The organism is Kitasatospora sp. NBC_01300, from assembly GCF_041435235.1.
In the GTDB taxonomy this organism is placed as follows: Bacteria; Actinomycetota; Actinomycetes; order Streptomycetales; family Streptomycetaceae; genus Kitasatospora.
In genome coordinates, this window is record NZ_CP108408.1 from 5,621,080 (window position 1) to 5,647,415 (window position 26,336).

Consider the following 26,336-nt stretch of genomic DNA (forward strand, 5'->3'; position numbering starts at 1 on the left):
TGGCGTTGACGTCCGGGTCAAGGTCTACCGTCGGTCCCGGCGGCGTGCGGAGGCGGGCCGGGAGAGCGGGTGCGGGGATGCGGATCGGGGAGCTGGCGGAGCGGGCGGGGACGACCACCCGGGCGCTGCGGTACTACGAGCAGCTCGGCCTGCTGCCGGCCCGCCGGGCGGGCAACGGCTACCGGGCGTACGACGAGGAGGACCTGCGGCTGCTGCGGCAGATCCGGACGCTGCAGGACGTCGGGTTCGGCCTGGAGGAGACCCGCCCGTTCGTGGAGTGCCTCCAGGCGGGCCACCCCGAGGGCGACTCCTGCCCGGCCTCGCTGGAGGTGTACCGGCGCAAGCTCGCCGAACTGGACGGGTGCATCGCCCGGCTGCAGGACGTCCGGGCCCGGGTGGCCGGGCAGTTCGACCGGGCGGTACGGGCCCGGGACGGGCTGGCGGCCGAGACCTCCGGACAGCCGCCGCGCTGTGAACTGGCGAACGAATGGGCGAAGGAGTAGACGATGGTGCAGATCCCAGGGGTGCCCGCGGTGACGGACGACACGTTCGCCGCGGAGGTGCTGGCGGCCGAAGGGCCGGTGCTGGTGGACTTCACGGCGGACTGGTGCCCGCCGTGCCGGATGATGGCGCCGGTGCTGGCGGACGTCGCCCGCGAGGAGGCGCACCGGCTGCGGGTGGTCAGCGTGGACGTGGACCGCAATCCGCGCACCCAGGCGGCGTACGGGGTGCTGTCGATGCCGACGCTGATGGTGTTCCGCGGCGGCGAGCCGGTGCGCTCGGTGGTCGGCGCCCGTGCCAAGGCGCGGCTGCTGCGCGAGCTGGAGGACGTGCTGTAGGCGGTTCTCCGGGGCGTTGCGGGCCGTCTGCGGGGCGTTCGCCCGGGCCGGGGCCTCAGGCCGCCGGTACGGCCTCGACCGGCACCTCGGCCTCGGCGGCCTGCTTGGCCCGGTCCTTGGCCTCGCGGCGGGCCAGCACCCCGACCCCGACCGGGATCATCGCGGTGAACAGCCACCACTGGATCGCGTACGCCATGTGCGGGCCGATGTCGGAGTGGTTGGGCTCGGGGATCAGCTCGGGCTGGTCGGCGGGGGCCGGGGTGGTGGCGGTGAGCTCCAGGTAGCCGCCGAGCACGGTGGTGACGCCGGTCTCCTTGGCCTGCTGCTCGGTGTTGATCAGGTTGAACTGCCGGTCGGGCAGGCCGGCGCGGTCCTTGATGCCGCTGCTGCCCGTGGTCTCGTCGGCGCGCATCCGGCCGGTGAGGGAGACCTCGCCGGCCGGGGCGGCCGGGACCGTCGGGTAGGCGGTGGCGCCGCCGTCGCCGGCCACCCAGCCGCGGTTGACCAGGATGCTGCCCCTGCCGTCGGAGAGCTTGAGCGGGGTGATGACGAAGTAGCCGATCGTGTCCCCGCTGGAGTCGGTCCGCTTGCGGACGACGAACTCGTGCGCCGTGTCGTACTGCCCGGTGGCCGTCACCGGGTGCCAGATGAGGTCCTTGGGCACCGCGAAGCCGGGGGCCGACGACACGGTGTCGAACGGCACCGGGGCGACGGTGAGGGCCTTGCCGATCAGGTCGTTCCGGGCCACCCGCGCCTCGTGGCGGTGCAGCTGCCAGAAGCCCAGCTCGATCGTCGCGGGGATCAGCAGCAGCGCGATCAGCATGGTGATCAGCCACTGGCGGGTCAGCAGAAAACGGTACACATGGGCACGGTACGCCGACTTCACATCCGGCTCACGCACCGGGGTGCGGGGCGACTTCGCGGAGCAGTTGGAGGAAGGCGTCCTCGCCGACCACCGGCGTGCCGACCTCGCGGGCCCGGCGGGCCTTGCCGCTCCAGCTGTTCGGCTCGTTGGTGACCAGCAGGCTGGTGAGCCGGCTCACCGAGGTCGCGATGTGCAGGCCGGCCTCGGCGGCGCGGTCCTCCAGCAGCTCCCGGTCGGTGGCGGTGTCGCCGGTGAAGGCCACCCGCATGCCCTGCACCAGCGGCTTGCCGTCCTCCCAGCGCCCGGGGTTGGGGTACGGGCAGGGCGGGCGCTTCTTGGCCTGGCGGTAGGCGGCGCCGGTCCAGGAGGCGCGGCCGGGGGTGGCGGGCTCCTCCTCGCCGAGGTCGGTGACGGCCACGCACGCCTGCACCGGCAGCGGGACGCCGCCCTGGCGGGCCAGGTGCAGGCTGGGGCGGAACGCCTCGGCGAGCACCCGGGCGTCGTCCAGGGCGTTGTGCGCGTGCTGCTGGCGGACGCCGAAGTGGGCGGCGAGCGAGGACAGCTTGCCGTTGGGCAGCGGCAGCCGCAGGTCGCGGGAGAGCACCATGGTGCAGATCCGCTGCTCGACCGGGGCGCGCAGGCCGGCCCGGGAGAACTCGCGCGAGATCATGTTCCAGTCGAAGAGCGCGTTGTGGGCGACCAGGACCCGGCCGTTCAGCCGGTCGGCGAACTCGTCGGCGATCTGCGGGAAGGTCGGGGCGCCGGAGAGGAGCTCCGACGTGAGGCCGTGGATCCAGACCGGGCCCGGGTCCCGCTGGGGGTTGACCAGGGTGTACCAGTGGTCGGTGACCTCGCCGTCCGGGTCCAGCTGGTAGACGCCCGCCGAGATGACGCGGTCCGAGCGGCCGAGGCCGGTGGTCTCGACGTCGACCACCGCGAAGCCCTCGGCGGGGGCGGCGGTGCGCTGGGCGGGGACCGGGACGGTCCGCGGCGCGCCGTACGTCTCGGGCTGGATCGGTTGCATGGTCCAACAGGATAAGCGCCGTCGGGCCCGGGTCCGGTCGAAATGTTCCGGCCGAGCGACCGGAATAGAGTATTCCGCATGGGCGTCGCCTATCCGGTCGACGCCATCCACCGGCTGTCGACACCCCCCGACGGCCGACTCCGTAAGGACGAACTCCCATGCGCGCCACCGTGATCCACGGCCCCAATGACATCCGGATCGAAGAGGTCCCGGACCCGGTGATCCAGCACCCGACGGACGTCGTGGTGCGGGTGGTGAACGCCTGCATCTGCGGCAGCGACCTGTGGGCGTACCGCGGGGTGGCCCAGCGGGTGGCCGGGCAGCGGATCGGGCACGAGTTCCTGGGCGTGGTCGAGGAGGCGGGCGCCGAGGTGCGCGGCTTCGCGCCGGGCGACCTGGTGGTGGCGCCGTTCGTCTGGTCGGACGGCAGCTGCGACTTCTGCCGGGAGGGCCTGCAGACCTCCTGCCCGCACGGCGGGTTCTGGGGCCAGGTCGGCTCCGACGGCGGCCAGGGCGAGGCGGTGCGGGTGCCGTTCGCGGACGGCACGCTGGTGAAGCTGCCGAAGGAGGCCGCGGGCGACGAGAAGCTGCTGCCGGGGCTGCTGGCGCTGTCCGACGTGATGGCCACCGGGCACCACGCCGCCGTGTCGGCGCGGGTGCGCCCGGGCGTGACGGTCGCCGTGGTCGGCGACGGCGCGGTGGGCCTGTGCGGCGTGCTGGCGGCGCACCGGCTGGGCGCGGACCGCATCATCGCGCTGGGCCGGCACACCGCCCGCACCGACCTGGCCCGGCGCTTCGGCGCGACCGACGTGGTGGCCGATCGCGGCGAGGCCGCGATCGAGGCGGTCAAGGAGCTGACCGGCGGCCAGGGCGCGCACGCCGTCCTGGAGGCCGTCGGGACCGAGGAGTCGATGCGCACGGCCGTCTCGATCGCCCGGGACGGCGGCGCGGTGGGCTACGTCGGCGTTCCGCACGGCGGCAGCGCGGGCGTCGACATCGGTCAGATGTTCGGCCGAAACGTTTCGCTCAACGGTGGCGTCGCCCCGGCCCGCGCCTACATCCCCGACCTGCTGCCGGACGTCCTCTCCGGGGCCATCGAGCCGGGTCTGGTGTTCGACCGCACGGTGGGCCTGGACGGTGTCCCGGACGGGTACCGGGCGATGGACGACCGCTCGGCGCTGAAGGTCCGGATCGCTTTCTGACGATGCGTCAGAAGGGGCGGCACTGCTGGACGGTGCCGCCCCTTCGGCATGTGGCGGCGGTGTCGTGAAGTGGCGCGAGTGATGGTTTTCGGCCAATTGGATAGTGCGGGAGGGTGAACGACTGGCTGATCGCGGTCAACCCCTTTCGGGGCGGGCGCGACGCTCCTAGCATTGCGCGGCGCGCACACGGATTGTGACGCCCCTCACGTCCGATCGTTCCCCGTGTGCGACCGCTACGCCGAAGGAGTGAGGAGAGACAGAGTGGATTCGCCGCCGATCACCACTGCCCCTACGGAAGTCCAACTCATCGATGACAGCGAGGAGTTCCGTACCCTGAGGCGCTCGTTCCGGAGCTTCGCCTTCCCGGTCACCATCGGCTTCGTGCTCTGGTACCTGCTCTACGTGCTGCTCTCCTGCTACGCGCCCGGCCTGATGGGTGCCAAGGTCGTCGGGCACATCAACGTGGCCCTGGTGCTGGGGCTGCTGCAGTTCGTCACCACCTTCGCCATCGCCGCCTGGTACGCCCGCTACGCCGACCGGCGGATCGACCCGACCGCCGCCGCGATCCGCGAGGCCCACGGCGCCGTCGTCCACGCTCCCCGGGAGTCCGCCGAATGAGCCTGCTCGCCAGCTCCGCCACGGAGCACCGCGGCATCACGATGACCCTCTTCGGGCTGTTCGTGCTGGCCACCCTCGCGATCACCGTCTGGGCCGGGCGGCAGACCAAGGACGCGGCCGACTTCTACGCCGGCGGCCGCGGCTTCACCGGATTCCAGAACGGCCTGGCCATCTCCGGCGACTACATGTCCGCCGCGTCCTTCCTCGGCATCGCCGGCGCCATCGCGCTCTCCGGCTACGACGGCTTCCTCTACTCGATCGGCTTCCTGGTCGCCTGGCTGGTCGCGCTGCTGCTGATCGCCGAACCGTTGCGCAACTCCGGCCGCTTCACCATGGCGGACGTCCTCGCGTTCCGGATGCGCCAGCGCCCGGTGCGCACCGCGGCGGGCGTCTCCACCATCGTGGTGTCGATCTTCTACCTGCTCGCCCAGATGGTCGGCGCCGGGACGCTGGTCGCCCTGCTGCTGGGGGTCAACGGGGACGCCGCCAAGCGCTGGACCATCGTCGCGGTCGGCGCGCTGATGGTCGTCTACGTGGTGATAGGGGGCATGAAGGGCACCACCTGGGTGCAGATCGTCAAGGCCGTGCTGCTGATCGCCGGCACCGCGCTGATGACCGTCCTGGTGCTCGCCAAGTACCACTTCAACCCCTCGGAACTGCTCGGCGCCGCCGCCAGCGCCAGCGGCAAGGGCGCGGCCTTCCTCGAACCGGGGCTGAAGTACGGGGCCAGCGACACCAGCAAACTCGACTTCATCAGCCTCGGGATCGCGCTGGTGCTCGGCACCGCCGGCCTGCCGCACATCCTGGTCCGCTTCTACACCGTGCCCACCGCCAAGGCGGCCCGGAAGTCGGTGCTCTGGGCGATCGGCATCATCGGCGTCTTCTACCTGATGACCCTGGCGCTCGGCTTCGGCGCGGCGGCGCTGGTCGGCCCCAAGGCGATCAAGGCGGCCAACGCCTCCGGCAACACGGCGGCCCCGCAGCTGGCCGAGGTGCTCGGCGGAGGCCCCGGCACCACCGGCGGCGCGATCCTGCTCGCGGTGATCTCCGCCGTCGCCTTCGCCACCATCCTGGCCGTGGTCGCCGGACTCACCCTGGCGTCCTCCGCCTCCTTCGCGCACGACCTGTACGCCAACGTGATCCGGCGCGGCAAGGCCACCGAGAAGCAGGAGGTGCTCTCGGCGAAGTGGGCCGCCGTCGCGATCGGCGCGGTGGCCATCGTGCTCAGCCTCTTCGCGGGCAAGCTCAACACCGCCGCCCTGGTCGCCCTGGCCTTCGCGGTGGCGGCCTCGGCGAACCTGCCCACCCTGCTCTACTCGCTGTTCTGGAAGCGCTTCACCACCTCCGGCGCGGTCAGCTCGGTCTACGCCGGTCTGATCAGCTCGGTCGTGCTGGTGGTCTTCTCCCCGGTGGTCTCCGGGGCGAAGACCTCACTGTTCCCGGACACCGACTTCCACTGGTTCCCGCTGGAGAACCCCGGGCTGGTCTCCATCCCGATCGGCTTCCTGGCCGGGTGGATCGCCACCCTGCTGTCCAAGGACCGACCCGACCCGGCGAAGTACGCTGAACTGGAGGTCCGGGCGCTGACCGGGCTGGGCGCCCACTGACCGGGCGCCCACCGACCGACCGGCGATGACTATGCTGGCCCGGCCCGCCGTGACGGTGGCCGGGCCGGCCGCATTCTCGGGAAGGGACGCACGTGCTGCTCGACACCTTCGGACGCCAGGCCGTCGACCTGCGGGTATCCCTGACCGACCGGTGCAACCTCCGTTGCACCTACTGCATGCCGGAGGAGGGCCTGAGCTGGCTGGCCAAGCCGGAGTTGCTGACCGACGAGGAGATCGTCCGGCTGGTCACCCTCGCGGTGCGCGACCTGGGCGTCCGGGAGGTCCGCTTCACCGGCGGCGAGCCGTTGCTGCGCCCCGGCCTGGTCGCCATCGTCGCCGCCTGCTCGGAGCTGGAGCCGCGCCCCGAGCTGTCCCTCACCACCAACGGCATCGGGCTGGCCCGCACCGCGACGGCGCTGCGCGAGGCCGGGCTCGACCGGGTCAACGTCTCGCTGGACACCCTCGACCCCGAGGTCTTCCACACCCTCACCCGCCGCCACCGCCACCAGGACGTGCTGGCCGGGCTGGCCGCCGCCGAGGCCGCCGGGCTGACACCGGTCAAGCTGAACGCGGTGCTGATGCGCGGGGTCAACGACCACGAGGCTGCCGACCTGCTGGCCTGGTGCCTGGAGCACGGCTACGAGCTGCGCTTCATCGAGCAGATGCCGCTGGACGCCCAGCACGGCTGGGACCGCTCCGCGATGGTCACCGCCGAGGAGATCCTCGACCTGCTCGGCGCGCGGTTCGCGCTCACCCCGGAGCCGTCCGCCCGCCGGGGCGCGGCGCCCGCCGAACGCTGGCTGGTGGACGGCGGCCCGGCCCGGGTCGGCGTGATCGCCTCCGTCACCCGCCCGTTCTGCCGGGCCTGCGACCGGACCCGGCTGACCGCCGACGGGCAGGTGCGCAACTGCCTGTTCGCGACCGGGGAGACGGACCTGCGCGCCGCCCTGCGCTCGGGCGCGGACGACGCCGAGCTTGGCGCGCTGTGGCGGGCGGCGATGTGGGGCAAGAAGGCCGGCGCCGGGATCGACGACCCGGAGTTCCACCAGCCCGAGCGGCCGATGTCGGCGATCGGCGGCTAGCGGGCCTCGCGAGGTCAGGACGACTCGGACGTCTCCGGGGTCCAGTCGGCGAAGGCGACGACCTCCTTGAGGAAGCCGCGCACGCCGAGGAACTGGGACAGGTGCTCGCGGTGCTCGTCGCAGGCGAGCCAGGTCTTGCGGCGGTCCGGGGTGTGCAGCTTGGGGTTGTTCCACACCAGCACCCAACGGGCTTCCGCCCGGCAGCCCTTGGCGGAGCAGATCGGCGTCTGCGGGGTGTCCATCGGGTCGTCCTCAGCACTAGGCGGGTGGTCTGCACCGCCAGTGTTTCACGCGTTCCGCGCGGCCCGGAGCGAGCCCGCCCGGATCCGGGCATGGCGACGCCGGGCAGCCACGGGGGGAGCCGCCCGGCGTCGGTCCGTCGCTCCGACGGGGGATGCGGAGCGCGTACGCAGTATGTCACGCCAGGGGCCTCGGATGGGGAGGTCTTGCATGATTAATCTGAGCTTCTTCTGAGCTTTCTTCGAGCCAGATTTTCTCGAAACGTCTCGAAACGGACGGTCAGTTCGGGCCCTGTGAAGGATCGGTGGCAGCGGTCTTTGCCCCTCCTGTACCGGGGGCCCCGTCCGCCCCACCCCGCCCGCCCGTCCCACCGGGGCCGAGCATCAGCGGGGTGTCCAGCGGGATGTCGAAGGTGCTCGGCAGCCCCGGCGCGCGCTCCCGGCCCGCGTTGGCGATCAGGACGGCGAAGTACGGCAGCAGCACGGCGCCGGCCAGCGCCGCGAACGCCAGCCACCGCTGGACGTCCCACAGCACCACGGCGAGCAGCACGCAGACCGTACGGAGCAGCATCGAGACCACGTAGCGGCGCTGCCGCCCGCGGACGTCCTCGGTGAGGCTGCTCCGCGCTCCCGTGATCCGGTGGACCTGCCCACCGTCAGCGCTCTTGCCCATGTCGTACCGCCCTCGTCCACGCTCCCGCGCGACTCGCCGCGCGGCCTCCTCACGGTACGCCTGGGCAGCGGGGACGACGAGACCGGGTGGGGCGGACCCACCCGGTCGGGCGTGCGAAGGGACTGTCCGGCCGATCGGGACGGGCAATCGGGACGGCGGGGCGAGGGGCCTCACGACCGCCGGGAGAGGAACTGCGGCGGGACGGCGTCGGTGAGCCAGACGCCGTTGTCGCTGATCCGGAACTCGTGGCCGGCCGCCGCCATCGCGGCCGCGTTCACGGTGAGCACCACCGGGCGGCCGTGCCGGGCGCCGACCCGCACCGCGGTCTCGGTGTCCGCGGACAGGTGGACGTCCTGCCGGGCCATCGGGCGCAGGCCCTCCCGGAAGATCGACGCCAGGTGGCGGTCGGCGGTGCCGTGGTAGAGCACCGGGGGCGGCACGGTGGCGGCCAGGCCGAGGTCGACCGCCACCGTGTGGCCCTGGTTGGCGCGGATCGAGAGACCGTCCGCGGAGTAGCCGAAGCGGCGCTTGTTGTTGGTCGCCACCACGTGGTCCAGATCGGCCCTGGTCAGCCGGTTGCCCTCGGCCGCGAGGGCGGTGAGGAGCACGTCGATCCGGATCCAGCCGGACTCGTCCAGCGTGACGCCCACCCGCTCCGGTTCGTGCCGCAGGATGCGCGACAGCATCTTGCTCGTCTTGACCAGCCGCTTCTCGTCCATCATGTCTCTCGTATCCCCCCGTTGGTCAGTGGCTATGAGGCCTGGCTGACCGAACTCATGTTGAAGTCCGCGACACGCACGGGTGGCATCGCGGTGCGGGTGAAGTAGTCGCTCCACTCGCGGGGCAGGCAGCGCTCGGTGCGGCCCGCCTCGGTGATCCGGTCCAGCAGGTCCACCGGGGACTCGTTGAACCGGAAGTTGTTGACCGCGCCGACGACCTCGCCGTTCTCGACCAGGTAGACGCCGTCCCTGGTCAGACCGGTGAGCAGCATCGTCGCCGGGTCCACCTCGCGGATGTACCAGAGGCAGGTGAGCAGCAGGCCGCGCTCGGTGCGGGCGATCATCTCGTCCAGGGTCGGCGCGGTGTCCTGGCCGGCCGTCTCCAGCACCAGGTTGTCGCCGAACGGGCGCAGCGGCAGGCCGGTGAGGCCGGCGGAGTGGCGGCTGGTGACCAGGTCGGTCAGCACACCCTCGCGGATCCACTCGGTGGCGTCGATCGGCAGGCCGTTGTCGAAGACCGAGACGTCCCCGCCGGTCGAGTGCGCGAGGACGAACGGCACCGACTCCAGGCCGGGTTCGGCCGGGTCCGTGCGCAGCGTCAGCGGCAGCCCGGCGAGCTTGTCGCCGATCCGGGTGCCGCCGCCGGGCTTGGAGAAGACGGTGCGGCCCTCGTGGGCGTCGCGGCCGACGGCGGACCAGGCGAGGCAGAGCATCAGGTCGGCGACGGCCGAGGGCGGCAGCAGCGTCTCGTACCGGCCGGCGGGCAGGTCCACCTTGCGGGCGCCCCAGCCGAGGCGCTTGGTCAGCTCGGTGTGCAGGGCGGTGACGTCCACGTCGGAGAAGTCCCGGGTGGCGGCGCCGGCCCAGGCGGAGCCGGACAGGTCGGCGGTCTTGGCGTTGATCTCGACCATGCCGGTCGGCTGGTCGTGGCGCAGCCGCAGGCCGGTGGAGGTGCCCAGGTAGCTGCTGACCACCTCGTGCCGGGCGAAGCCGTACAGCAGTTCGCCCTGCGCGGCGGCCCGGGCGAAGGCCTCGCCGAGGGCCGGGCCGAAGGCGTCGAACACCGCGATCGAGGTCTCGGCGGGCGGCCGGGTGAAGTCCGGGGAGGACGGCCGGTCGGCCACCAGCGGCTGGGCGTCCTCGGCCGGGCCGGCCGCGCGGGCGGCCTCCTCGGCGGCGCGGACCAGGCCCTCCACCTCGTCCGGGGCGACGGCCTCGCGGGAGACCACGCCGGAGGCGGTGCCCTCGGCCCCGGCCACGGTGGCGATCACGGTGAGGCGGCGGCCGCGGGTGACGCCGTTGGTGGTCAGCGAGTTGCCGGCCCAGCGCAGGTTGGCGGTGGACTCCTCGTCGGCGATCACCACGCAGCCGTCGGCGCGGGCGAGGCCGAGTGCCAGCTCGACCAGTTCGTGGGGCTGCATCGCGGTCATCAGTGACCCGCCTCCTGCTGGGTGTTGAGCACGTTGACGTTGCGGAACAGCGCCGACGGGCAGCCGTGGCTGACCGCCGCGATCTGGCCGGGCTGCGCCTTGCCGCAGTTGAAGGCGCCGCCGAGGACGTAGGTCTGCGGGCCGCCGACCGCCGTCATCGAGCCCCAGAAGTCGGTGGTGGTCGCCTGGTAGGCGAAGTCCTTGACCTGGCCGGCGAGTTCGCCGTTCCTGATGGCGTAGGCGCGCTGGCCGGTGAACTGGAAGTTGTAGCGCTGCATGTCGATCGACCAGGAGCGGTCGCCGACGATGTACAGGCCGTTCTCCACCCCGGCGAACAGGCCCTCGGTGTCCGGGCCGTCGGCGGCGGGCTGGAGCGAGACGTTGGCCATCCGCTGCACCGGCACGTGCGCCGGGGAGTCCGCGAAGGCGCAGCCGTTGGAGCGCTCGAAGCCCTTCAGCTTGGCCATGCCGCGGTCGAGTTGGTAGCCGACCAGGGTGCCGTCCTTGACCAGGTCCCAGGACTGGGTGGCGACGCCCTCGTCGTCGTAGCCGATCGTGGACAGGCCGTGCTCGGCGGTGCGGTCGCCGGTGACGTGCATCAGTTCGGAGCCGTACCTGAGCGAGCCGAGCTGGTCGAAGGTGGCGAAGGAGGTGCCGGCGTAGGCGGCCTCGTAGCCGAGGGCGCGGTCCAGCTCGGTGGCGTGGCCGATCGACTCGTGGATGGTCAGCCAGAGGTTGGACGGGTCGATGACCAGGTCGTAGCGGCCGGCCCGGACGCTCGGCGCCTTCATCTTCTCGGCCAGCAGGGTGGGCAGTTCGGCGAGTTCGGCGTCCCAGTCCCAGCCCGTTGCGGCCGGGCCCCGGCCGTCGGTGGCCGCCCCCCGGCCCCCCGTGAGGTACTCGAAGCCGCGCCCGACCGGCGGGGCCAGCGTGCGCATCGAGTCGAAGGCCCCGGTGCGCTCGTCCACCGAGGTGGCCTCCAGCGTGGGGTGCAGCCGGATCCGCTGCTGGGTGGTGACGGTGCCCGCGGTGTCCGCGTAGAACTTGTTCTCCTGGACGGTCAGCAGGCTCGCCTGGACGTGCGAGACGCCCTCGGCGGCCAGCAGCCGCGAACTCCACTCGGCGAGCAGCGCGGTCTTCTCCGCGTCCGGCACCTCGAAGGGGTTCACCTCGTACGAGGAGACCCAGGTGGCGTCCCGGTACACCGGCTCGTCGGCCAGCTCGACCCGCTCGGCGGAGCCGGCGGCCCGGCTGATCCCGCCGGACAGCCGGGCCACCGCGACGGCCTGTTCGGCGACCCGCGCCGCCGCGTCGGTGGTGAGGTCCACCCCGGCGGCGAAGCCCCAGGCGCCGTCCAGCAGGACCCGGACGGCGAAGCCGAGTTGCACGCTGTCGGAGGTGCCGGCCGGGCGGGCGTCGCGCAGCCGCCAGGAGGCGCTGCGGACCCGCTCCAGACGGAAGTCGGCGTGGGCGGCGCCGAGTTCGCGCGCCCGGGTGAGGGCGGCGTCGGCGAGGGTGCGCAGCGGGAAGGCGAGGAACAGCGGGTCGACGGCGCGCCCGTGCGGGGCGCCGACGCTGTCGGCCGGAGGGATCGGAGGCAATCGTGCTCCCTGGTCGCGGAGGGTGGCGGTGCGGCGCCGCACAGGGGCGCCCGCACCGCATCATGGCCGGTCCAGGGGGTTTCGGCCAGCGCATTTCGACCGGTGCGCCGCCGTGGTGGCCGGTCGGTCAGCCGACGATCTCCCACCAGCCGTCCAGCTCCGGCGGGTTGTCCACGTCGACCCGCTCGCCGGGGCGCGGCACGGCCAGCGGGACGGCCTGCGCCTTGGCCTCGACCAGCAGTCGCTCGATCGGCTCGGCCCACGGGTGCAGGCCCAGGTTGAAGGTGCACCAGTGCACCGGCACCAGCAGGCCCGCCTGGAGGTCGCGGTGGGCGCGCACGGCGTCCTCGGGGGTCATGTGGATGTCGGCCCAGGCGGCGTCGTAGGCGCCGATCTGCACCAGCGCGGCGTCGAAGGGGCCGTGCCGGTCGCCGATCCGGGCGTAGCCCTCGAAGTAGCCGGAGTCACCGGTGTAGAAGACCTTGCGGTCGGGGCCGGCGATCACCCAGGAGCCCCACAGGGTGGTGTTGCGGGTCAGGCCGCGGCCGGAGAAGTGGTGCGCCGAGGTGAGGGTGAGCACCAGGTCGCCGAGGGTGCAGGTCTCGTCCCAGTCCAGCTCGATGATGCGGTGCTCCGGGACGCCCCAGCGGCGCAGGTGGCCGCCGATGCCCAGCGGCACCGCGAACGGCGCGGACTGGCTGCGCACCAGGCGCTTGACCGTCGCCATGTCCAGGTGGTCGTAGTGGTCGTGCGAGATCAGCACGGCGTCGACCTGCGGCAGCTCCTCCAGTTCCACCGGCACCGGGTGCAGTCGCTTGGGGCCGACGTGCGCGGCGGGGGAGCAGCGCTCGCTCCAGATCGGGTCGAGCAGCACCCGGGAGCCCTCGATCTCCACCAGCGCGGAGGCGTGCCCGTACCAGGTGATCGCCACGCCCTCGGCGGCCGGGCCGGGGCCGCCGGCGGGGCGGACGGTGGGCACGGGGTGGGCGGGGACGCGGCCCTCGCGGTCGAACAGCATCCGGCGGACGGTGCCGCGGTCGATGTCCGGGGCGGTGGTGGCCCGGGCCAGGGTGGAGGGGGCGTTGTGGAAGACGCCGTCGCGGTACTGCGGCGAGTCGCGCACCCGCTCCTCGTGCTCGCCGTCCGGCCGCCGGCCGAACGCCGCCGGCAGGTCGCGCAGCGACCAGGCGGCCGCTCCCAGGCCGGCCGCGAGGGCGGTCAGGGCCAGCAGCCGTCCGTTTCGGTGGGTGCTCCTGGGCCGTGCCTTGGTCATGCGCCCTGCCTTCGTTCCTCGCGGGACCCTTCGGGGATCGGTACGGCCGGTCCCGGGTCGGCCCACACCACGGGGGCAACGGGTGCGCGGGGCCGTGTTGTTCCCGTACGGCGGCGTCGGCTCGGCTCCGGCGGCGGTTCGGTCGGGGCGGCTGAGCAGGTGCGGGGCGCTGCGGGTGCGGATTGTCGGATTGCGACAGTTCCTCCGGTGCGGCGCTGTGGGAGCCCGATGCGCCGACACCGCCGACCGCCCGATAGCGTCACACTGCGTACGCGTTCCGACGTACGTCCGCACACACGGAGAGAGGTGGATCGTTGAGCCGCTCGGTTCTCGTCACCGGAGGAAACCGGGGCATCGGCCTCGCGATCGCCCAGGCCTTCGCCGAGGCGGGTGACAAGGTCGCCATCACCAGCCGCTCGGGCGAGGTGCCCGAGGCCCTGGAGAAGTACGACGTCCTCGCGGTGCGCTGCGACATCACGGACGCCGCGCAGGTCGACGCCGCCTTCACCGAGATCGAGGAGAAGCACGGCGCGGTCCAGGTGCTGGTCGCCAACGCGGGCATCACCAACGACACCCTGCTGCTGCGCATGTCCGAGGAGGACTTCACCTCCGTCCTGGACACCAACCTGACCGGTGCCTTCCGGGTGGTCAAGCGCGCCTCGAAGCTGATGATGCGGGCCCGCAAGGGCCGTGTCGTGCTGATCTCGTCCGTGGTGGGCCTGTCCGGTTCGCCGGGCCAGTCGAACTACGCCGCGTCCAAGGCGGGCCTGGTCGGCTTCGCCCGGTCGCTGGCGCGTGAGCTGGGCCCGCGCAACATCACCGTCAACGTGGTCGCCCCCGGCTTCGTCGACACCGACATGACCGCTGTGCTCAGCGACGAGCGCCGCGCGGAGATCGTCTCGGGCGTGCCGCTGGGCCGCTACGCGTCGCCCGCCGAGGTCGCGTCCACCGTGCGGTTCCTCGGTTCGGACGAGGCCGCGTACATCACCGGAGCCGTCATTCCCGTGGACGGCGGATTGGGCATGGGTCACTGAGCATGACTGGAATCCTCGAGGGCAAGCGCATCCTGATCACGGGTGTGCTGATGGAGTCCTCCATCGCCTTCCACGCCGCCAAGCTCGCCCAGGAGCAGGGTGCGGAGATCATCCTCACCGCGTTCCCGCGCCCGAGCCTGACCGAGCGGATCGCCAAGAAGCTGCCGAAGCCGGTCACCGTGCTGCCGCTGGACGTCTCCAGCGCGGAGGAGCTGGCGGGCATCGCCGACACGGTCCGCGAGCACCTGCCGACCCTGGACGGCATCGTCCACTCGATCGGCTTCGCCCCGCAGGACGCCCTGGGCGGCAACTTCCTGGACACCCCCTGGGAGTCCGTGGCCACCGCGATGAACGTCTCGGCCTTCTCGCTGAAGTCGCTGACCATGGCGCTGCTGCCGCTGATGCAGGACGGCGGCTCGGTCGTCGGCCTCACCTTCGACGCGCAGTTCGCCTGGCCGCAGTACGACTGGATGGGCCCGGCCAAGGCCGCCCTGGAGTCGACCAACCGCTACCTGGCGCGCTACCTGGGCGAGCGGGACATCCGCTGCAACCTGATCTCGGCCGGCCCGCTCGGCTCGATGGCCGCCAAGTCCATCCCGGGCTTCGGCGACCTGGCGGACACCTGGAACCACCGCTCCCCGCTGAAGTGGGACCTGACCGACCCGGAGCCGGCCGGCCGCGGCATCGTCGCGCTGCTGTCGGACTGGTTCCCGAAGACCACCGGCGAGATCATCCACGTCGACGGCGGCCTGCACGCCATCGGCGCCTGACCGCTCCGCCGCACACCGCTGCCCGGCGCCCCTCGTGGGGGGTGCCGGGCAGTGGCGTTCCAGGACGTTCCGGGGCTTTCCTGGGCTTTCCGGGGCGCCTCAGGCGTCGGCGGGGGTGCACGCGCCGATGGCGCGGCCCGCCTCGACGGAGGCGCGCTGGGCGTCGCCGGCCCGGATGGCGTCGAGGATGGTGGCGTGGCCGATGTAGCGCTCGGCGACCAGCTCGGGGCCGACGTCGTGCCGCAGGTGGGCGCGGGTGACCTCGCCGAGGTCGGCGTAGACGGCGGCCAGCACGTCGTTGTGGGCGGCGGCGACGACGGCCTGGTGGAACGCGGCGTCGGCCTGGATGAAGTCCTCGGCGTCGCCGGAGTGCCAGGCGCTCTCGCGGCGGCCCAGCGCGGCGTCCAGCAGGCCGAGGTCGCGGTCGGTGCGGCGGGCCGCGGCGAGGCCGGCCGCGGAGGTCTCCAGGGCGGCCCGCAGCTCGGCGACCTGCGCCTGGTCGGCGTCGGCGAAGCGGCGGTGCATGACCCCGGCCAGCTCGCTGGTGGCGAGCACGTAGGTGCCGGAGCCCTGGCGGATGTCGAGCAGCCCGTTGTGGGCGAGGGCGCGGACGGCCTCGCGGACGGTGTTGCGGGCGACGCCGAGCTGTTCGACGAGTGCGGCCTCGGTGGGGATGCGTGAGCCGACGGGCCACTCCCCGGAGGTGATCTGGGCGCGCAGCTGCGCGATCACCTGGTCGGACAGCGGGGTGCGCCTCGGCGAGGACAGCGCCACGGGTACTCCTTGCGGCTACGGTTCGATGGACGGGGCCGGCGGGTGGGAGGGCCGGCGTCCGGTGGGGGAGCGGGTCGGCACATCATGCCAATTCGAAGGTGCGCCGATTCATCCCATCATTCTATGATGGTGCCCATGCCTCCCGCAGCAGACACCACCGCCTCCCCACGAACCGAGGCCCGGCCGCAGACCGAGCGGCCCTCCACGCCCTCCTCCGGCAAGTACCTGGGCTGGCTGTTCGCCGTCGCGATCGCCGCCGCCGCCTTCAACCTGCGCCCCGTGGTCACCAGCCTCGGGCCGCTGCTCGACCAGGTCCGCGCCGACCTCGGGATGAACCCGACGCTCGCCGGGCTGCTCACCGCCGTCCCGTCGCTCTGCTTCGGTCTGTTCGGCTTCGCCGCGCCCTCGATGGCCCGGCGGATCGGCCCGATCGCCGTGATCACCGCCGGCATGGGCGCGATCACCCTGGGCGTGCTCTCCCGCTCCTTCGCCGGCGGCACCGCGGTGTTCCTGCTGCTGACGGCGCTCGCGCTGGCCGGTGTGGCGGTCTCCAACGTGCTGATCCCGGTGGTGATCAAGCGCTACTTCCCGGACAAGGTCGGTCCGATGATCGGCCTGTACTCGATGGCGCTGTCGGCCGGCACCGCGCTGGCCGCCGCCGTCACCGTGCCGATGACCAGCGCGCTCGGCGGCGACTGGCGCTACGGCCTGGGCGTCTGGGCCGGTCTCGCCGCGCTGGCCCTGCTGCTCTGGCTCCCGGTGCTGCTGACCAAGCGCGAGCGCGGCGAGCGCGCGGGCGGGGCGGCCGCCGCCAAGCTGCCGATCACCCGCAGCCGGACGGCCTGGGCGATGGCCTGCTTCTTCGGCCTCCAGGCCACCGGCGCCTACGTGGTGATGGGCTGGCTGCCGAAGATCTTCCAGGACGCCGGCGTCGACAAGGGCACCTCCGGGGTGCTGCTCGCGGTGACCATGGTGATCGGCGTGCCGGTCTCCTTCGTGCTGCCCAACCTGGCCGCCCGCCGCGGCGACCAGCGGCTGTTCGTCGTCGTGCTGGCCGCCTGCGGCATCGCCGGTTACGCCGGGCTGGCGCTGGCCCCGGCCGGTGCGTCGTGGCTCTGGGCGGTCCTGGTGGGCCTGTCCAACTGCGCCTTCCCGCTGGTGCTGACGATGATCGGGCTGCGCGCCCGCACCGCCGGCGGGGTCGCCCAGCTCTCCGCCTTCGCCCAGGGCGTCGGCTACCTGATCTCCATCCCCGGCCCGATCCTGATCGGCCGGATCTACCAGATGACCGGCGAGTGGTACGGCCCGCTGGGCTTCCTGGCGCTGCTGCTGGTGCCGCAGATGCTGTTCGGCCTGCGGGCCGCGATGGCCCGGCACATCGAGGACGAGGCGGTCCACCCCGTGGCGCAGGTCAAGGCCTGACCAAGGGACGGCCAACCCCGAGGGGTCGGTGACCGACGGGCGTGTTCGGGGTGGAAGAATCCCGGACATGCCCGTTCTCGATCCCAACCCGACCGACGGCCGCAAGCAGCTCGGCCAGATCGCCCTGGCGATCGCCGGCATCGTGGTGCTGGTGGCGATCATCGCCTCCGTCGCCGCTGCCATAGGCTGATCCGGCCCATCCCCCCCCCCGCGCGTAGCGGCGCCGTTCACCGGCCGCCCCCGTTTATCGGAAGGCCGGACGAACGGCGGATGATGACACCCGCCACCCCTGCGAGTGGCGGCATCCGGGAGCACCGCGCCCCGGAGCGGCTTTTCTGCCAAGCTTGCTGGGTATGAGCGCCGACACGTCCCGCAGGATCATCGTTCTCCGCCATGCCAAGGCCGACTGGCCCAACGGCGTGGACGACCATGAGCGCCCGTTGGCCGACCGGGGCCGTCACCAGGCCCCGGACGCCGGCCGCTGGCTGGTCGACTCCGGCATCAACCCCGAGTACGTGCTCTGCTCCACCGCGCTGCGCACCCGCGAGACGTGGAAGCTGGCGGCGCACGAGCTGCCGAAGCGGGCCCGCAAGACCGTGTACGAGGAGCGGATCTACGAGGCCAGCCCCGGTGAGATCATCGCCGTCCTCCAGGAGACCCCGGAGGAGTACGCGGACGTGGTGCTGGTCGGGCACAATCCCGGCGTGCTGGGCCTGACCCAGGTGCTGGCCGGGGACGCTGGCGACCGGGACGCGTTGGAGCGGCTGCGGCTCGGCGGTTTCCCGACGGCGGCGATCGCGGTGCTCAGCTTCAGCGGTTCGTGGAAGGGCGTCGAGCCGGGCGTGGCCGCGCTGGTCTCGTACCACACGCCGCAGGACTGACCCCGTCCGGAGCTCCGGGTTCGGTACGGGCTTCCGGGCTCCAGACTTCCCGGGCTCCAGACTTCCCGGGTTCGGGCTCCGGGTTTCGGGCTCCGGGTTTCGATGACGACGAGGGGCGCGCGGACCAGGTCCGCGCGCCCCTCTCGTGCGTCTTCAGGCTCTACTCGGTCAGGCTGCCGTCCACCGCGTCGGCCGCCTCGACCTCCTCCCGGGTGATGCCCAGCAGGTACAGCACGGTGTCCAGGAACGGCACGTTGACGGCGGTGTCGGCGGCCTCGCGCACCACCGGCTTGGCGTTGAACGCCACGCCCAGCCCGGCCGCGTTCAGCATGTCCAGGTCGTTGGCGCCGTCGCCGATCGCCACCGTCTGCGACAGCGGCACCTTCGCCTGCTCGGCGAACCGGGCCAGCCAGCGGGCCTTGCCCGCGCGGTCCACGATCTCGCCGACCACCCGGCCGGTGAACTTTCCGTCCACCACCTCCAGGGTGTTGGCGGCCGCGAAGTCCAGCCCCAGCTCCTCGACCAGGTGGTCGGTGACCTGGGTGAACCCGCCCGACACCACCGCGACCTGGTAGCCCAGCCGCTGGAGCGTGCGGATCAGGGTGCGCGCCCCCGGCGTGAAACGGACCTCCGCGCGCACCTTCTCGGTCACCGAGGCGTCCAGCCCGGCCAGCAGCGCGACCCGGGCCCGCAGCGACTCGGCGAAGTCCAGCTCGCCGCGCATCGCCTGCGCCGTCACCTCGGCGACCTCCTCCTCGCAGCCCGCGTGGGCCGCGAACAGCTCGATCACCTCGTCCTGGATGAGCGTGGAGTCGACGTCCATCACGACCAGGCGCTTGGCCCGGCGCTCCAGCCCGGCCGCGACCACCGCGACGTCCACCCGCTGGGTGGCCGCCTCCTGGGCCAGTTCGGCCCGCAGCTCGTCGGTGGCCACACCGGACACGGCCAGTTCGACCGCCGTCACCGGGTACTTGGCGAGCCGGAACACACGGTCGATGTTGCCGCCCGCCGCGGTGATCCGGGAGGTGAGCGCGGAGACGGCGGCGGAGGTCAGCGGATTGCCGAGCACTGTGACGTGCGAACGGCCCTCGCGGCGCGGCCGGTTGTCGCCGATGCCGGAGAGGATCTCGGCCTGGAGCTTCTGCTCCTCCGCCCAGCGGTGCACGGTGGCCCGCAGTCCGCCCTCGGCGCCGGGAGCGGTGGGCGGGGTGACCAGTGCGCAGAGCGTGATGCGGCCACGGGTCACGACCTGTTCGATGTCGATCACGTCGACGGCGAAGCCGGCCAGGGTGGCGAAGAGGCCGGCGGTGATGCCGGGGCGGTCCTTGCCGAACACCTTGACGAGCAGGGTGCGCTCGTCCGCGGTCCGGGGCTGGGCGGCGGGGAGGGGCTCAGCGGCCAGGGGCGATGCGTTCATGGTGTCTCCCACGCTACCCGCCGGCCGGCGGGCCCAGAGCACCCGTCCCACGTCGCGGACGGGTGCCGGGTAGCAGCCTGGTCACAGTCACCCGGGGTGACTTTTATCGGCGGTCAGCAGGCTGGAATGATTCCCCCCGTCAGTTTCGGAAACATCGCACCCCTGGTCGGGGGCACAATTCGGGGGAACCGAGAGAGCGGGGCAGGCGCGCAGTGCCGCAACTCGTCATCGATATCAACGGACAGCAGCGGATTCTGGAGCCCGGGCGGTCCTACACCATCGGGCGCAACCCGCAGTCGGACTTCACGTTCGACGACGCCAGGGTCTCCTGGAACCACGGGACCATCACCTTCAACGGCAGCGGCTGGCAGCTGGACGACCACGGCAGCACCAACGGCACCTACACGGCCGGTGCCCGGACGATGCAGGCCCAGCTGTTCCCCGGCGCCGTCGTCAACCTCGGCAACCCGGAGAACGGACCCCGGCTCGGCTTCTCCGCGCCCGCCCACGCCGCCCCGCACGCCGCCGCCCCGCAGGCTCCCGCCTGGCACGAGGCCGCCACCAGCCGCAGCGCCGCGCCGACGCCCCAGCCGCCGGCCCCGCAGCAGGGCTGGTCGCCGCAGGCCCCCTACCCGCCGCAGCCCGAACAGGCCTGGGCGGGCCGGCCCCAGCCGCCGTTCCCGCAGCAGCAGCACCCGCACCCGCCCCAGCCCCAGCAGGGCGGCTTCCCGCAGCAGCAGGCCTTCCCGCCCGCCCCGCAGGACGGCGACGGCCCGCAGCCGACGATCATCCGCAACCTGACCGCCGCCATGCGCACCGTCCGGATCGGCCGCGCGCTCGACAACGACGTCGTGGTCTCCGACCTCCAGGTCTCCCGCCACCACGCCGAGCTGCGCCAGCTCCAGGACGGCCGCTACGAGATCGTCGACCTCGGCAGCCACAACGGGATCTTCCTCAACGGCCAGCGGGTGCAGCGCCAGCTGATGGGCCCGCAGGACCGGCTGACCGTCGGCCACTCCAGCTTCGTCCTGGTCGGCGACCAGCTGCAGGAGTTCGTCGACACCGGCGCGGTCTCCTTCTCCGCCCGTCACCTGACCGTCGAGGTCGAGCACAAGGGCGCCAAGAAGATCCTGCTCGACGACGTCAGCTTCGGCGTCCCGGAGAAGTCCCTGGTCGCCGTCATCGGCCCGTCCGGCTCCGGCAAGTCGACCCTGCTGCGCGCCCTCACCGGCTACCGCCCGGCCGACCGCGGCGAGGTCCTGTACGACGGCCGCAACCTCTACAAGCAGTTCGCCGAACTCCGCTCGCGCATCGGCCTGGTGCCGCAGTCCGAGATCCTGCACAAGGAACTCACCGTCCGCACCGGCCTCAAGTACGCGGCCCAACTGCGCTTCCCCGGCGACACCGAGGCGCGCGAGCGCGCGGCCCGGATCGACGAGGTGCTGTACGAGCTGCGCCTGGACAAGCGCGCCGACAACAAGATCACCGCGCTCTCCGGCGGCCAGCAGAAGCGCGTCTCGGTCGCCCTGGAACTGCTCACCAAGCCGTCGCTGATCTTCCTGGACGAGCCCACCTCGGGCCTCGATCCGGGCATGGACCGCGAGGTCATGCAGATGCTGCGCGGTCTCGCCGACGACGGCCGCACCATCCTGGTCGTCACCCACTCGGTGGCCGAACTCGCGCTCTGCGACCGGCTGCTGGTGATGGCGCCGGGCGGCGCGGTGGCCTACTTCGGCCCGCCGGACGAGGCGCTGCACTTCTTCGGGTACGAGACCTGGGCGGACGTCTTCCAGGCCTTCGAGAACTACCCGGACCACGACTGGGCCGGCCGCTACCGCGGCTCGGTGCACCACCAGCAGTACTCCGCCCCCGACGTGGAGTCGGGCGAGGTGCAGCACGCCCAGGTCGCCCAGGAGGCCGTCCGGCCGCCGAAGCCGCAGAGCTGGGGCTCCCAGCTGTGGACGCTGATGCGCCGCTACATGTCGGTCCTCGCCTCGGACCGCGGCTTCCTGGCGCTGTCGGTGCTGCTGCCCGCCGTCATCGGCGCGGTCAGCGTGCTGGTCCCCAACGGGGCGGGCCTCGCGCCCAATCCGAACACGCAGCTCCACCTCAACAGCGGGGCCGCGACGATCATCATGATCCTGGCGATCGGAGCCTGCTTCTCCGGAGCGGCCAACTCGGTCCGCGAACTGATCAAGGAACGGGCCATCTACGAACGGGAACGGGCCACCGGGCTCTCCCGCTCGGCGTACATGATGTCCAAGATCATCGTGCTGGGCTTCTTCAGCGTGATCCAGGGCGCCATCGTCGCCGCGGTCGGCTTCCTGCCGCGCAAGCTCCCCGAGCACGGCCTGATCGTCAAGGACCTGCCGATCATCGAGATGACCATCGGCATGATCCTGCTCAGCTTCACCGCGATGATGTTCGGCCTGATGATCTCGGCCCTGGTCAAGACCGCCGAGAAGACCATGCCGCTGCTGGTCATGTTCGCCATCATCCAGGTCGTCTTCACCGGCTGCCTGTTCCAGCTCTTCGGCAAGCCCGGCCTGGAGCAGGCCGCCTGGCTGATGCCGGCCCGCTGGGGCACCGGCATCGTGGCCACCACACTGGACCTGTCCAAGCTCATGGGCCCCTGGAACAAGGACTTCGAGAACCCCCAGTACGACCCGCTGTGGACGGCCAGCGTCGCCCAGTGGGCGATCGACGCGGGCGCGCTGATCGCGATCTCGATCGTCATCGGCGTCATCGTCACCCGGCTCCAGCGCCGCCACGAGCCCGAGGTCATGCAGAAGGGCTGACCCCCTCCGCCCCCCGCCTTCGTCCCCCCGCCTTCGTCCCGCCCGCTTTCGTCCCGCCCGCCGAGGGGCGGCTCTCCCGTCACCGGAGAGCCGCCCCTCGGCCGTTGCGCGGGCCCCGGGACCTAGGTCCCCGGACCTGTGCCCACCCCGGCCGCGGACCGACGCGGCGGCGCCCGCGGCGGCGGTAGTTTGGCGGTATGCCCAGCACGCCCAGCGACCACCGGAGCCCGGCCGGTCCGCACCTCGACCTGCGCGGCCCGGCCCGCCCCATGCCCGGTTGCGACCCCTGCCTGGCCGGCATCGAGGCGGTCAGCCAGGCGCTGCTCGCGATGAGCCGGCACCTGGAGGTCCGCGAGGTGCTGCGCCGCATCACCGCCTCCGCCCGCGACCTGCTCGGCGCCGAGTACGCGGCCCTGGGCGTGCCCGACGACCACGGCGGCTTCGCCCAGTTCGTCGTCGACGGCGTCACCGACGAGCAGTGGCGGGCGATCGGCCCGCTGCCCCGCCAGCACGGCGTCCTCGCCAAGATGCTGCACGAGACCGGCCCCACCCGGCTCGCCGACGTCCGCAGGGCCCCGGCCTTCGGCGGCTGGCCGGCCGCCCACCCCGAGATGGACGCCTTCCTCGGCATGCCCATCCTGGACGCCGAGGCCGCCGAGGACGAACCGCAGGTCATCGGCGTCATCTTCCTCGCCAACAAGCGCGGCGGCGGCCTGTTCACCGACCACGACGAGGAGCTGCTGCGGATACTCGCCGCGCACGCCGCCCTGGCCCTCTCCAACGCCCGCCTGTACGAGCGCAGCCGCGAACTCACCCTGGCCGGCGAACGCGCCCGCATCGCCCACGACCTGCACGACGCCGTCGCGCAGAAGCTCTTCTCGCTGCGGCTCACCGCCAAGGCCGCCGCCACGCTCGTCGACCGCGATCCGGCCCGGGCCCGCGCCGAACTCGCCGAGGTCGCCCGGCTCGCCGCCGAGGCCGCCGACGAACTGCGCGCCGTCGTCGTCGAACTGCGCCCCGCCGCCCTGGAGGAGGACGGGCTGAGCGCCACCCTCGCCTCCCAGGTGCAGGTCCTCGACCGGGCCCACACCGCGGACGTCGCCTTCGCCGCCGACGGCGTCCGCGCCCTGCCGCCGGCGCAGGAGGCCGCGCTGCTGCGGGTCGCCCAGGAGGCGCTGCACAACGCGCTGCGCCACTCCGGTGCCGGCCGCGTCACCGTCACCCTGGCCGGCACGCCCGCGCGCGGCGCCGTGCTGCGGGTGCGCGACGACGGGCACGGCTTCGACCCCGAGTCCGTCCGCCGGGCCGGGCGCCACCTCGGCCTGGCCTCGATGCGCGACCGCGCGGCCGCCGTCGGCGGCACGCTCACCCTGGAGTCCGCCCCCGGCCGGGGGACGCTCGTCGAGATGGAGGTCCCCGGTGCCTGACAACCCGCCTCACGGCACGCCGTCGATCCGCGTCCTGCTGGTCGACGACCACCAGGTGGTCCGCCGCGGGCTGCGCACGTTCCTGGAGGTCCAGGACGACATCGAGGTGGTCGGGGAGGCCGCCGACGGGGCCGAGGGCGTCGAGCGCGCCCGCGAACTCGACCCCGACGTCGTCCTGATGGACCTCAAGATGCCCGGCGTCGACGGCATCGAGGCGCTGCGCACGCTCAAGGGCGAGGGCAGCCGGGCCCGGATCCTGATCGTCACCAGCTTCACCGAGCACCGCACGATGGTCCCCGCGCTGCGGGCCGGCGCCGCCGGGTACGTCTACAAGGACGTCGACCCGGAGGCGCTGGCCGGCGCGATCCGCTCGGTGCACGCCGGCCACGTCCTGCTCCAGCCCGAACTGGCCGAGGCGCTGCTCGCCGACGACGGCCCCCGCGCCCCGCAGGGCCGCGGCGGCACCCTCACCGAGCGCGAGCGCGAGGTCCTCGGCCACATCGCCGACGGCCGCTCCAACCGGGAGATCGCCCGCAGCCTGCACCTGTCGGAGAAGACGGTGAAGACCCACGTCTCCAACATCCTGATGAAGCTGGACCTGGCGGACCGCACCCAGGCGGCCCTGTGGGCCGTCCGCAACGGCGAGGCGCGGGCCGGCGGCCCGTCCTAGCGGGCCGCGGGCGCCCGGCTGCCCAGCTGTCCGGCTGCTGAGCGGCTCTCGTGCTGAGCGGTCCTCGTGCTGAGCGGTCCTCGTGCTCAGCGGTCCTCGCGCTCGTCGACCAGCGCGTTGTACGCCGCCACCTGCGCCCGCCGGGCGGTGCGCCGCAGCGGCGCCAGCACCGCCTGCCGCGCCGCCATCTCGGAGGCGTTGACCGCCGCGCCGTGCCCGCCCGCGGCGATCGCCAGCAGCGCCGACACCTGCCGGGCCGACTCCAGCACCCGCACCGCGCGCGGCGGGTACCCGGGCGCCAGCAGTTCGGCGTGCCCGCGCCGGCGGTACGCCTCCAGCGCCCGCAGCGCCTCCGGCCCGGCGCCCGCCACGTCCAGCCGGGTCAGCAGGAGCGTCGCCTCGCGCAGCCCGTCGGCCAGCTCCCGTTCGGCCTCGTGCAGCGACGGGACGTCGGCCGGCGGTGTGTCGTTGGTCTCAAGGCAGCGCCACAGCACCGTCGCCGAACGGTCCCCGGCCGGGCCGAACACCTCCACCTCCGGCACCAGTCCGAGCGGGACTCCCACCGCCAGCACCGCCTCGCCGACGCCCATCGCCCGCGCGTTGAACGGCGCCGGACCGGTCAGCCCCAGCGGGTGCCCGGCGGACGGCAGAGCCAGCCGCAGGCCCTTCACCCCGAGCATCCGGAGCCGCCCCAGCGCCCAGGTGAGGCCGTGCCGTTCGTCCGGTCCGTCCCCGGGCAGCCCGGTCACCCGGTGGCTCTCGTCGTCGCCCAGCACGGCCGCGGCGGCGTTGTCCGGCGGCACCAGACCGGCCAGCAGGGCGTTGCCCCACGCGGTCAGCCGCCCCGAACGGGGTTCTTCGTACGGATTGTCGGGAGGAGTCGCGAGCATCCGGCCAGCCTACGGAATCGGCGGTCATCCGCGTGGCGTAGGTTTGCCCATGCGTGTGCGGCGCACCCACCCCGTGCCCACCGGCTGCCGGAGTAGGCTCGCCGCCCGCACCGACGGCCGAAATTCTTGTATTGGGGAAGGCGTAGGCATGAGCGACGTGCTGGAGCTGGTGGACGTATCCGTGGTCCGGGAGGGACGCGCGCTGGTCGACCAGGTCTCGTGGTCCATCTCCGAGGGGGAGCGCTGGGTCATCCTGGGCCCCAACGGCGCCGGGAAGACCACCCTGCTGCAGATCGCCGCCACCTACCTGTTCCCGACCGCGGGCAAGGTGTCGGTGCTGGGCGAGAAGCTGGGCGAGGTCGACGTCTTCGAGCTGCGCTCCCGGATCGGCCTGGCCGGCGCCGCCATGTTCGACAAGCTGCCGGCCGAGCAGACGGTGCTGCAGACCGTGCTGACCGCCGCCTACGGCATGACGGTCAGCTGGCAGGAGACCTACGAGCAGTTCGACGAGTCCCGCGCGCTCGCGCTGCTCGACCGGATGGGCATGTCCAACCTCACCGGCCGCAAGTTCGGCACCCTCTCCGAGGGCGAGCGCAAGCGCACCCTGATCGCCCGCGCCCTGATGACCGACCCCGAGCTGCTGCTGCTCGACGAGCCCGCGGCCGGCCTGGACCTCGGCGGCCGCGAGGACCTCGTCCGCCGGCTCGGCGCGCTCGCCCAGGACGAGTTCGCCCCGGCCATGGCGATGGTCACCCACCACGTCGAGGAGATCGCGCCGGGCTTCACCCACGTCCTGATGATCCGCCAGGGCAAGGTGCTCACCGCCGGTCCGATCGACACCGAGCTGACCGCCCGCAACCTCTCCAAGTGCTTCGGCCTGCCGCTCACCCTGGAGCGCCACGGGGACCGCTGGTCCGCGCAGGGCCTGCCGCTGGGCTGAGCCCCCGTCCGCGCCTCGCACGCACCTCGCACGCTCCGATGTCGTCGGGTTTCCGGGGACCGGTCGCACGCGCGACCGGTTTCCGCCCCTCGACCTGCGGGAACTGTCCGCCTCGAAGGCCCTTCGCTCCCTAGGATGGAC

At 72.9% G+C, this 26,336-nt stretch carries 26 protein-coding genes; 15 read left to right on the forward strand and 11 right to left on the reverse strand.

The window, feature by feature from the left end; translation table 11 throughout:
• Positions 1 to 77: 77 nt before the first annotated feature.
• Together OG556_RS24960 and trxA are read left to right on the forward strand one after the other, a co-directional pair.
• Complete coding sequence (locus OG556_RS24960) at positions 78 to 503, forward strand: MerR family transcriptional regulator (protein WP_371519480.1); 426 nt, start codon at positions 78 to 80, stop codon at positions 501 to 503.
• Between the two features lie 3 nt (positions 504 to 506).
• The gene (gene trxA / locus OG556_RS24965) at positions 507 to 839 is read left to right on the forward strand and encodes a thioredoxin (protein WP_063349617.1); all 333 of its coding nucleotides are present in this window, start codon (positions 507 to 509) and stop codon (positions 837 to 839) included.
• A gap of 55 nt (positions 840 to 894) precedes the next feature.
• Here trxA and OG556_RS24970 read toward each other — a convergent pair whose 3' ends face one another.
• Complete coding sequence (locus OG556_RS24970) at positions 895 to 1,701, reverse strand: SURF1 family protein (protein ID WP_371519483.1); 807 nt, start codon at positions 1,699 to 1,701, stop codon at positions 895 to 897.
• A 31-nt stretch (positions 1,702 to 1,732) separates the two neighbouring features.
• The gene (locus OG556_RS24975; RefSeq protein WP_371519486.1) at positions 1,733 to 2,728 is read right to left on the reverse strand and encodes a DEDDh family exonuclease; all 996 of its coding nucleotides are present in this window, start codon (positions 2,726 to 2,728) and stop codon (positions 1,733 to 1,735) included.
• 158 nt (positions 2,729 to 2,886) lie between these two features.
• Between OG556_RS24975 and OG556_RS24980 the strand changes: the two genes are divergently transcribed.
• The 4 genes from OG556_RS24980 to moaA all read left to right on the forward strand — a co-directional run bounded on the left by OG556_RS24980 (position 2,887) and on the right by moaA (position 7,237).
• Positions 2,887 to 3,930 (forward strand): zinc-dependent alcohol dehydrogenase family protein, encoded by a 1,044-nt coding sequence (locus OG556_RS24980; protein WP_371519489.1) that lies wholly within the window; start codon positions 2,887 to 2,889, stop codon positions 3,928 to 3,930.
• A gap of 261 nt (positions 3,931 to 4,191) precedes the next feature.
• Positions 4,192 to 4,548 carry a DUF485 domain-containing protein gene (locus OG556_RS24985; RefSeq protein WP_371519492.1) on the forward strand — a complete coding sequence of 119 codons (357 nt, stop codon included), beginning with the start codon at positions 4,192 to 4,194 and terminating at the stop codon, positions 4,546 to 4,548.
• Positions 4,545 to 6,155 (forward strand): cation acetate symporter, encoded by a 1,611-nt coding sequence (locus OG556_RS24990; RefSeq protein ID WP_371519495.1) that lies wholly within the window; start codon positions 4,545 to 4,547, stop codon positions 6,153 to 6,155. The genes OG556_RS24985 and OG556_RS24990 overlap by 4 nt, the downstream gene beginning before the upstream one ends.
• A gap of 92 nt (positions 6,156 to 6,247) precedes the next feature.
• Positions 6,248 to 7,237 (forward strand): GTP 3',8-cyclase MoaA, encoded by a 990-nt coding sequence (moaA, locus tag OG556_RS24995; RefSeq protein WP_371519497.1) that lies wholly within the window; start codon positions 6,248 to 6,250, stop codon positions 7,235 to 7,237.
• 14 nt (positions 7,238 to 7,251) lie between these two features.
• Here moaA and OG556_RS25000 read toward each other — a convergent pair whose 3' ends face one another.
• The 6 genes from OG556_RS25000 to OG556_RS25025 form a co-directional block, all read right to left on the reverse strand.
• Positions 7,252 to 7,479, reverse strand: a complete 228-nt coding sequence (locus tag OG556_RS25000) for a hypothetical protein (protein WP_371519500.1) — start codon at positions 7,477 to 7,479, stop codon at positions 7,252 to 7,254.
• Positions 7,480 to 7,756: 277 nt separating this feature from the next.
• Complete coding sequence (locus OG556_RS25005; protein ID WP_363618529.1) at positions 7,757 to 8,149, reverse strand: DUF3099 domain-containing protein; 393 nt, start codon at positions 8,147 to 8,149, stop codon at positions 7,757 to 7,759.
• 170 nt (positions 8,150 to 8,319) lie between these two features.
• A complete protein-coding gene (locus tag OG556_RS25010; protein ID WP_371522871.1) occupies positions 8,320 to 8,868 on the reverse strand; it encodes an RNA 2'-phosphotransferase in 549 nt (182 codons plus the stop codon).
• A 32-nt stretch (positions 8,869 to 8,900) separates the two neighbouring features.
• Entirely contained in the window at positions 8,901 to 10,298 is a 1,398-nt protein-coding gene (locus OG556_RS25015) for a metallopeptidase TldD-related protein (RefSeq protein ID WP_371519503.1), read from the reverse strand.
• Positions 10,298 to 11,899 (reverse strand): TldD/PmbA family protein, encoded by a 1,602-nt coding sequence (locus OG556_RS25020; RefSeq protein WP_371519505.1) that lies wholly within the window; start codon positions 11,897 to 11,899, stop codon positions 10,298 to 10,300. The genes OG556_RS25015 and OG556_RS25020 overlap by 1 nt, the downstream gene beginning before the upstream one ends.
• Positions 11,900 to 12,026: 127 nt before the next feature.
• The gene (locus tag OG556_RS25025; RefSeq protein WP_371519508.1) at positions 12,027 to 13,172 is read right to left on the reverse strand and encodes an MBL fold metallo-hydrolase; all 1,146 of its coding nucleotides are present in this window, start codon (positions 13,170 to 13,172) and stop codon (positions 12,027 to 12,029) included.
• 314 nt (positions 13,173 to 13,486) lie between these two features.
• Between OG556_RS25025 and fabG the strand changes: the two genes are divergently transcribed.
• Both fabG and fabI read left to right on the forward strand, forming a co-directional pair.
• On the forward strand, positions 13,487 to 14,206 hold the full coding sequence (fabG, locus tag OG556_RS25030) for a 3-oxoacyl-[acyl-carrier-protein] reductase (RefSeq protein ID WP_350887665.1): 720 nt from the start codon (positions 13,487 to 13,489) through the stop codon (positions 14,204 to 14,206).
• Positions 14,207 to 14,208: 2 nt separating this feature from the next.
• Complete coding sequence (gene fabI / locus OG556_RS25035; protein WP_371519511.1) at positions 14,209 to 14,976, forward strand: enoyl-ACP reductase FabI; 768 nt, start codon at positions 14,209 to 14,211, stop codon at positions 14,974 to 14,976.
• A 99-nt stretch (positions 14,977 to 15,075) separates the two neighbouring features.
• On the opposite strand, the gene OG556_RS25040 is transcribed toward fabI, so the two are convergent.
• The gene (locus OG556_RS25040; protein WP_371519514.1) at positions 15,076 to 15,750 is read right to left on the reverse strand and encodes a FadR/GntR family transcriptional regulator; all 675 of its coding nucleotides are present in this window, start codon (positions 15,748 to 15,750) and stop codon (positions 15,076 to 15,078) included.
• 135 nt (positions 15,751 to 15,885) lie between these two features.
• Between OG556_RS25040 and OG556_RS25045 the strand changes: the two genes are divergently transcribed.
• The 3 genes from OG556_RS25045 to OG556_RS25055 all read left to right on the forward strand — a co-directional run bounded on the left by OG556_RS25045 (position 15,886) and on the right by OG556_RS25055 (position 18,053).
• Positions 15,886 to 17,172 (forward strand): CynX/NimT family MFS transporter, encoded by a 1,287-nt coding sequence (locus tag OG556_RS25045; RefSeq protein ID WP_371519517.1) that lies wholly within the window; start codon positions 15,886 to 15,888, stop codon positions 17,170 to 17,172.
• A 67-nt stretch (positions 17,173 to 17,239) separates the two neighbouring features.
• Positions 17,240 to 17,362: an SGM_5486 family transporter-associated protein gene (locus tag OG556_RS25050; protein ID WP_279634939.1), complete on the forward strand. Its 123-nt coding sequence runs from the start codon at positions 17,240 to 17,242 to the stop codon at positions 17,360 to 17,362.
• A gap of 163 nt (positions 17,363 to 17,525) precedes the next feature.
• Complete coding sequence (locus tag OG556_RS25055) at positions 17,526 to 18,053, forward strand: histidine phosphatase family protein (RefSeq protein WP_371519520.1); 528 nt, start codon at positions 17,526 to 17,528, stop codon at positions 18,051 to 18,053.
• 160 nt (positions 18,054 to 18,213) lie between these two features.
• On the opposite strand, the gene serB is transcribed toward OG556_RS25055, so the two are convergent.
• The gene (serB, locus tag OG556_RS25060) at positions 18,214 to 19,470 is read right to left on the reverse strand and encodes a phosphoserine phosphatase SerB (protein ID WP_371519521.1); all 1,257 of its coding nucleotides are present in this window, start codon (positions 19,468 to 19,470) and stop codon (positions 18,214 to 18,216) included.
• Positions 19,471 to 19,682: 212 nt separating this feature from the next.
• On the opposite strand from serB, the gene OG556_RS25065 reads away from it, so the two are divergent.
• From OG556_RS25065 to OG556_RS25075, 3 genes are all read left to right on the forward strand, one after another.
• A complete protein-coding gene (locus OG556_RS25065) occupies positions 19,683 to 22,268 on the forward strand; it encodes an FHA domain-containing protein (RefSeq protein WP_371519524.1) in 2,586 nt (861 codons plus the stop codon).
• Positions 22,269 to 22,537: 269 nt separating this feature from the next.
• Positions 22,538 to 23,695, forward strand: a complete 1,158-nt coding sequence (locus tag OG556_RS25070; RefSeq protein WP_371522873.1) for a GAF domain-containing sensor histidine kinase — start codon at positions 22,538 to 22,540, stop codon at positions 23,693 to 23,695.
• Positions 23,688 to 24,365: a response regulator gene (locus tag OG556_RS25075; protein ID WP_371519526.1), complete on the forward strand. Its 678-nt coding sequence runs from the start codon at positions 23,688 to 23,690 to the stop codon at positions 24,363 to 24,365. Before OG556_RS25070 ends, OG556_RS25075 begins: the two co-directional genes overlap by 8 nt.
• 86 nt (positions 24,366 to 24,451) lie before the next feature.
• On the opposite strand, the gene OG556_RS25080 is transcribed toward OG556_RS25075, so the two are convergent.
• A complete protein-coding gene (locus tag OG556_RS25080) occupies positions 24,452 to 25,255 on the reverse strand; it encodes a hypothetical protein (protein ID WP_371519529.1) in 804 nt (267 codons plus the stop codon).
• Between the two features lie 148 nt (positions 25,256 to 25,403).
• Between OG556_RS25080 and OG556_RS25085 the strand changes: the two genes are divergently transcribed.
• Positions 25,404 to 26,195, forward strand: a complete 792-nt coding sequence (locus OG556_RS25085) for an ABC transporter ATP-binding protein (protein ID WP_063349636.1) — start codon at positions 25,404 to 25,406, stop codon at positions 26,193 to 26,195.
• Positions 26,196 to 26,336 lie beyond the last annotated feature (141 nt).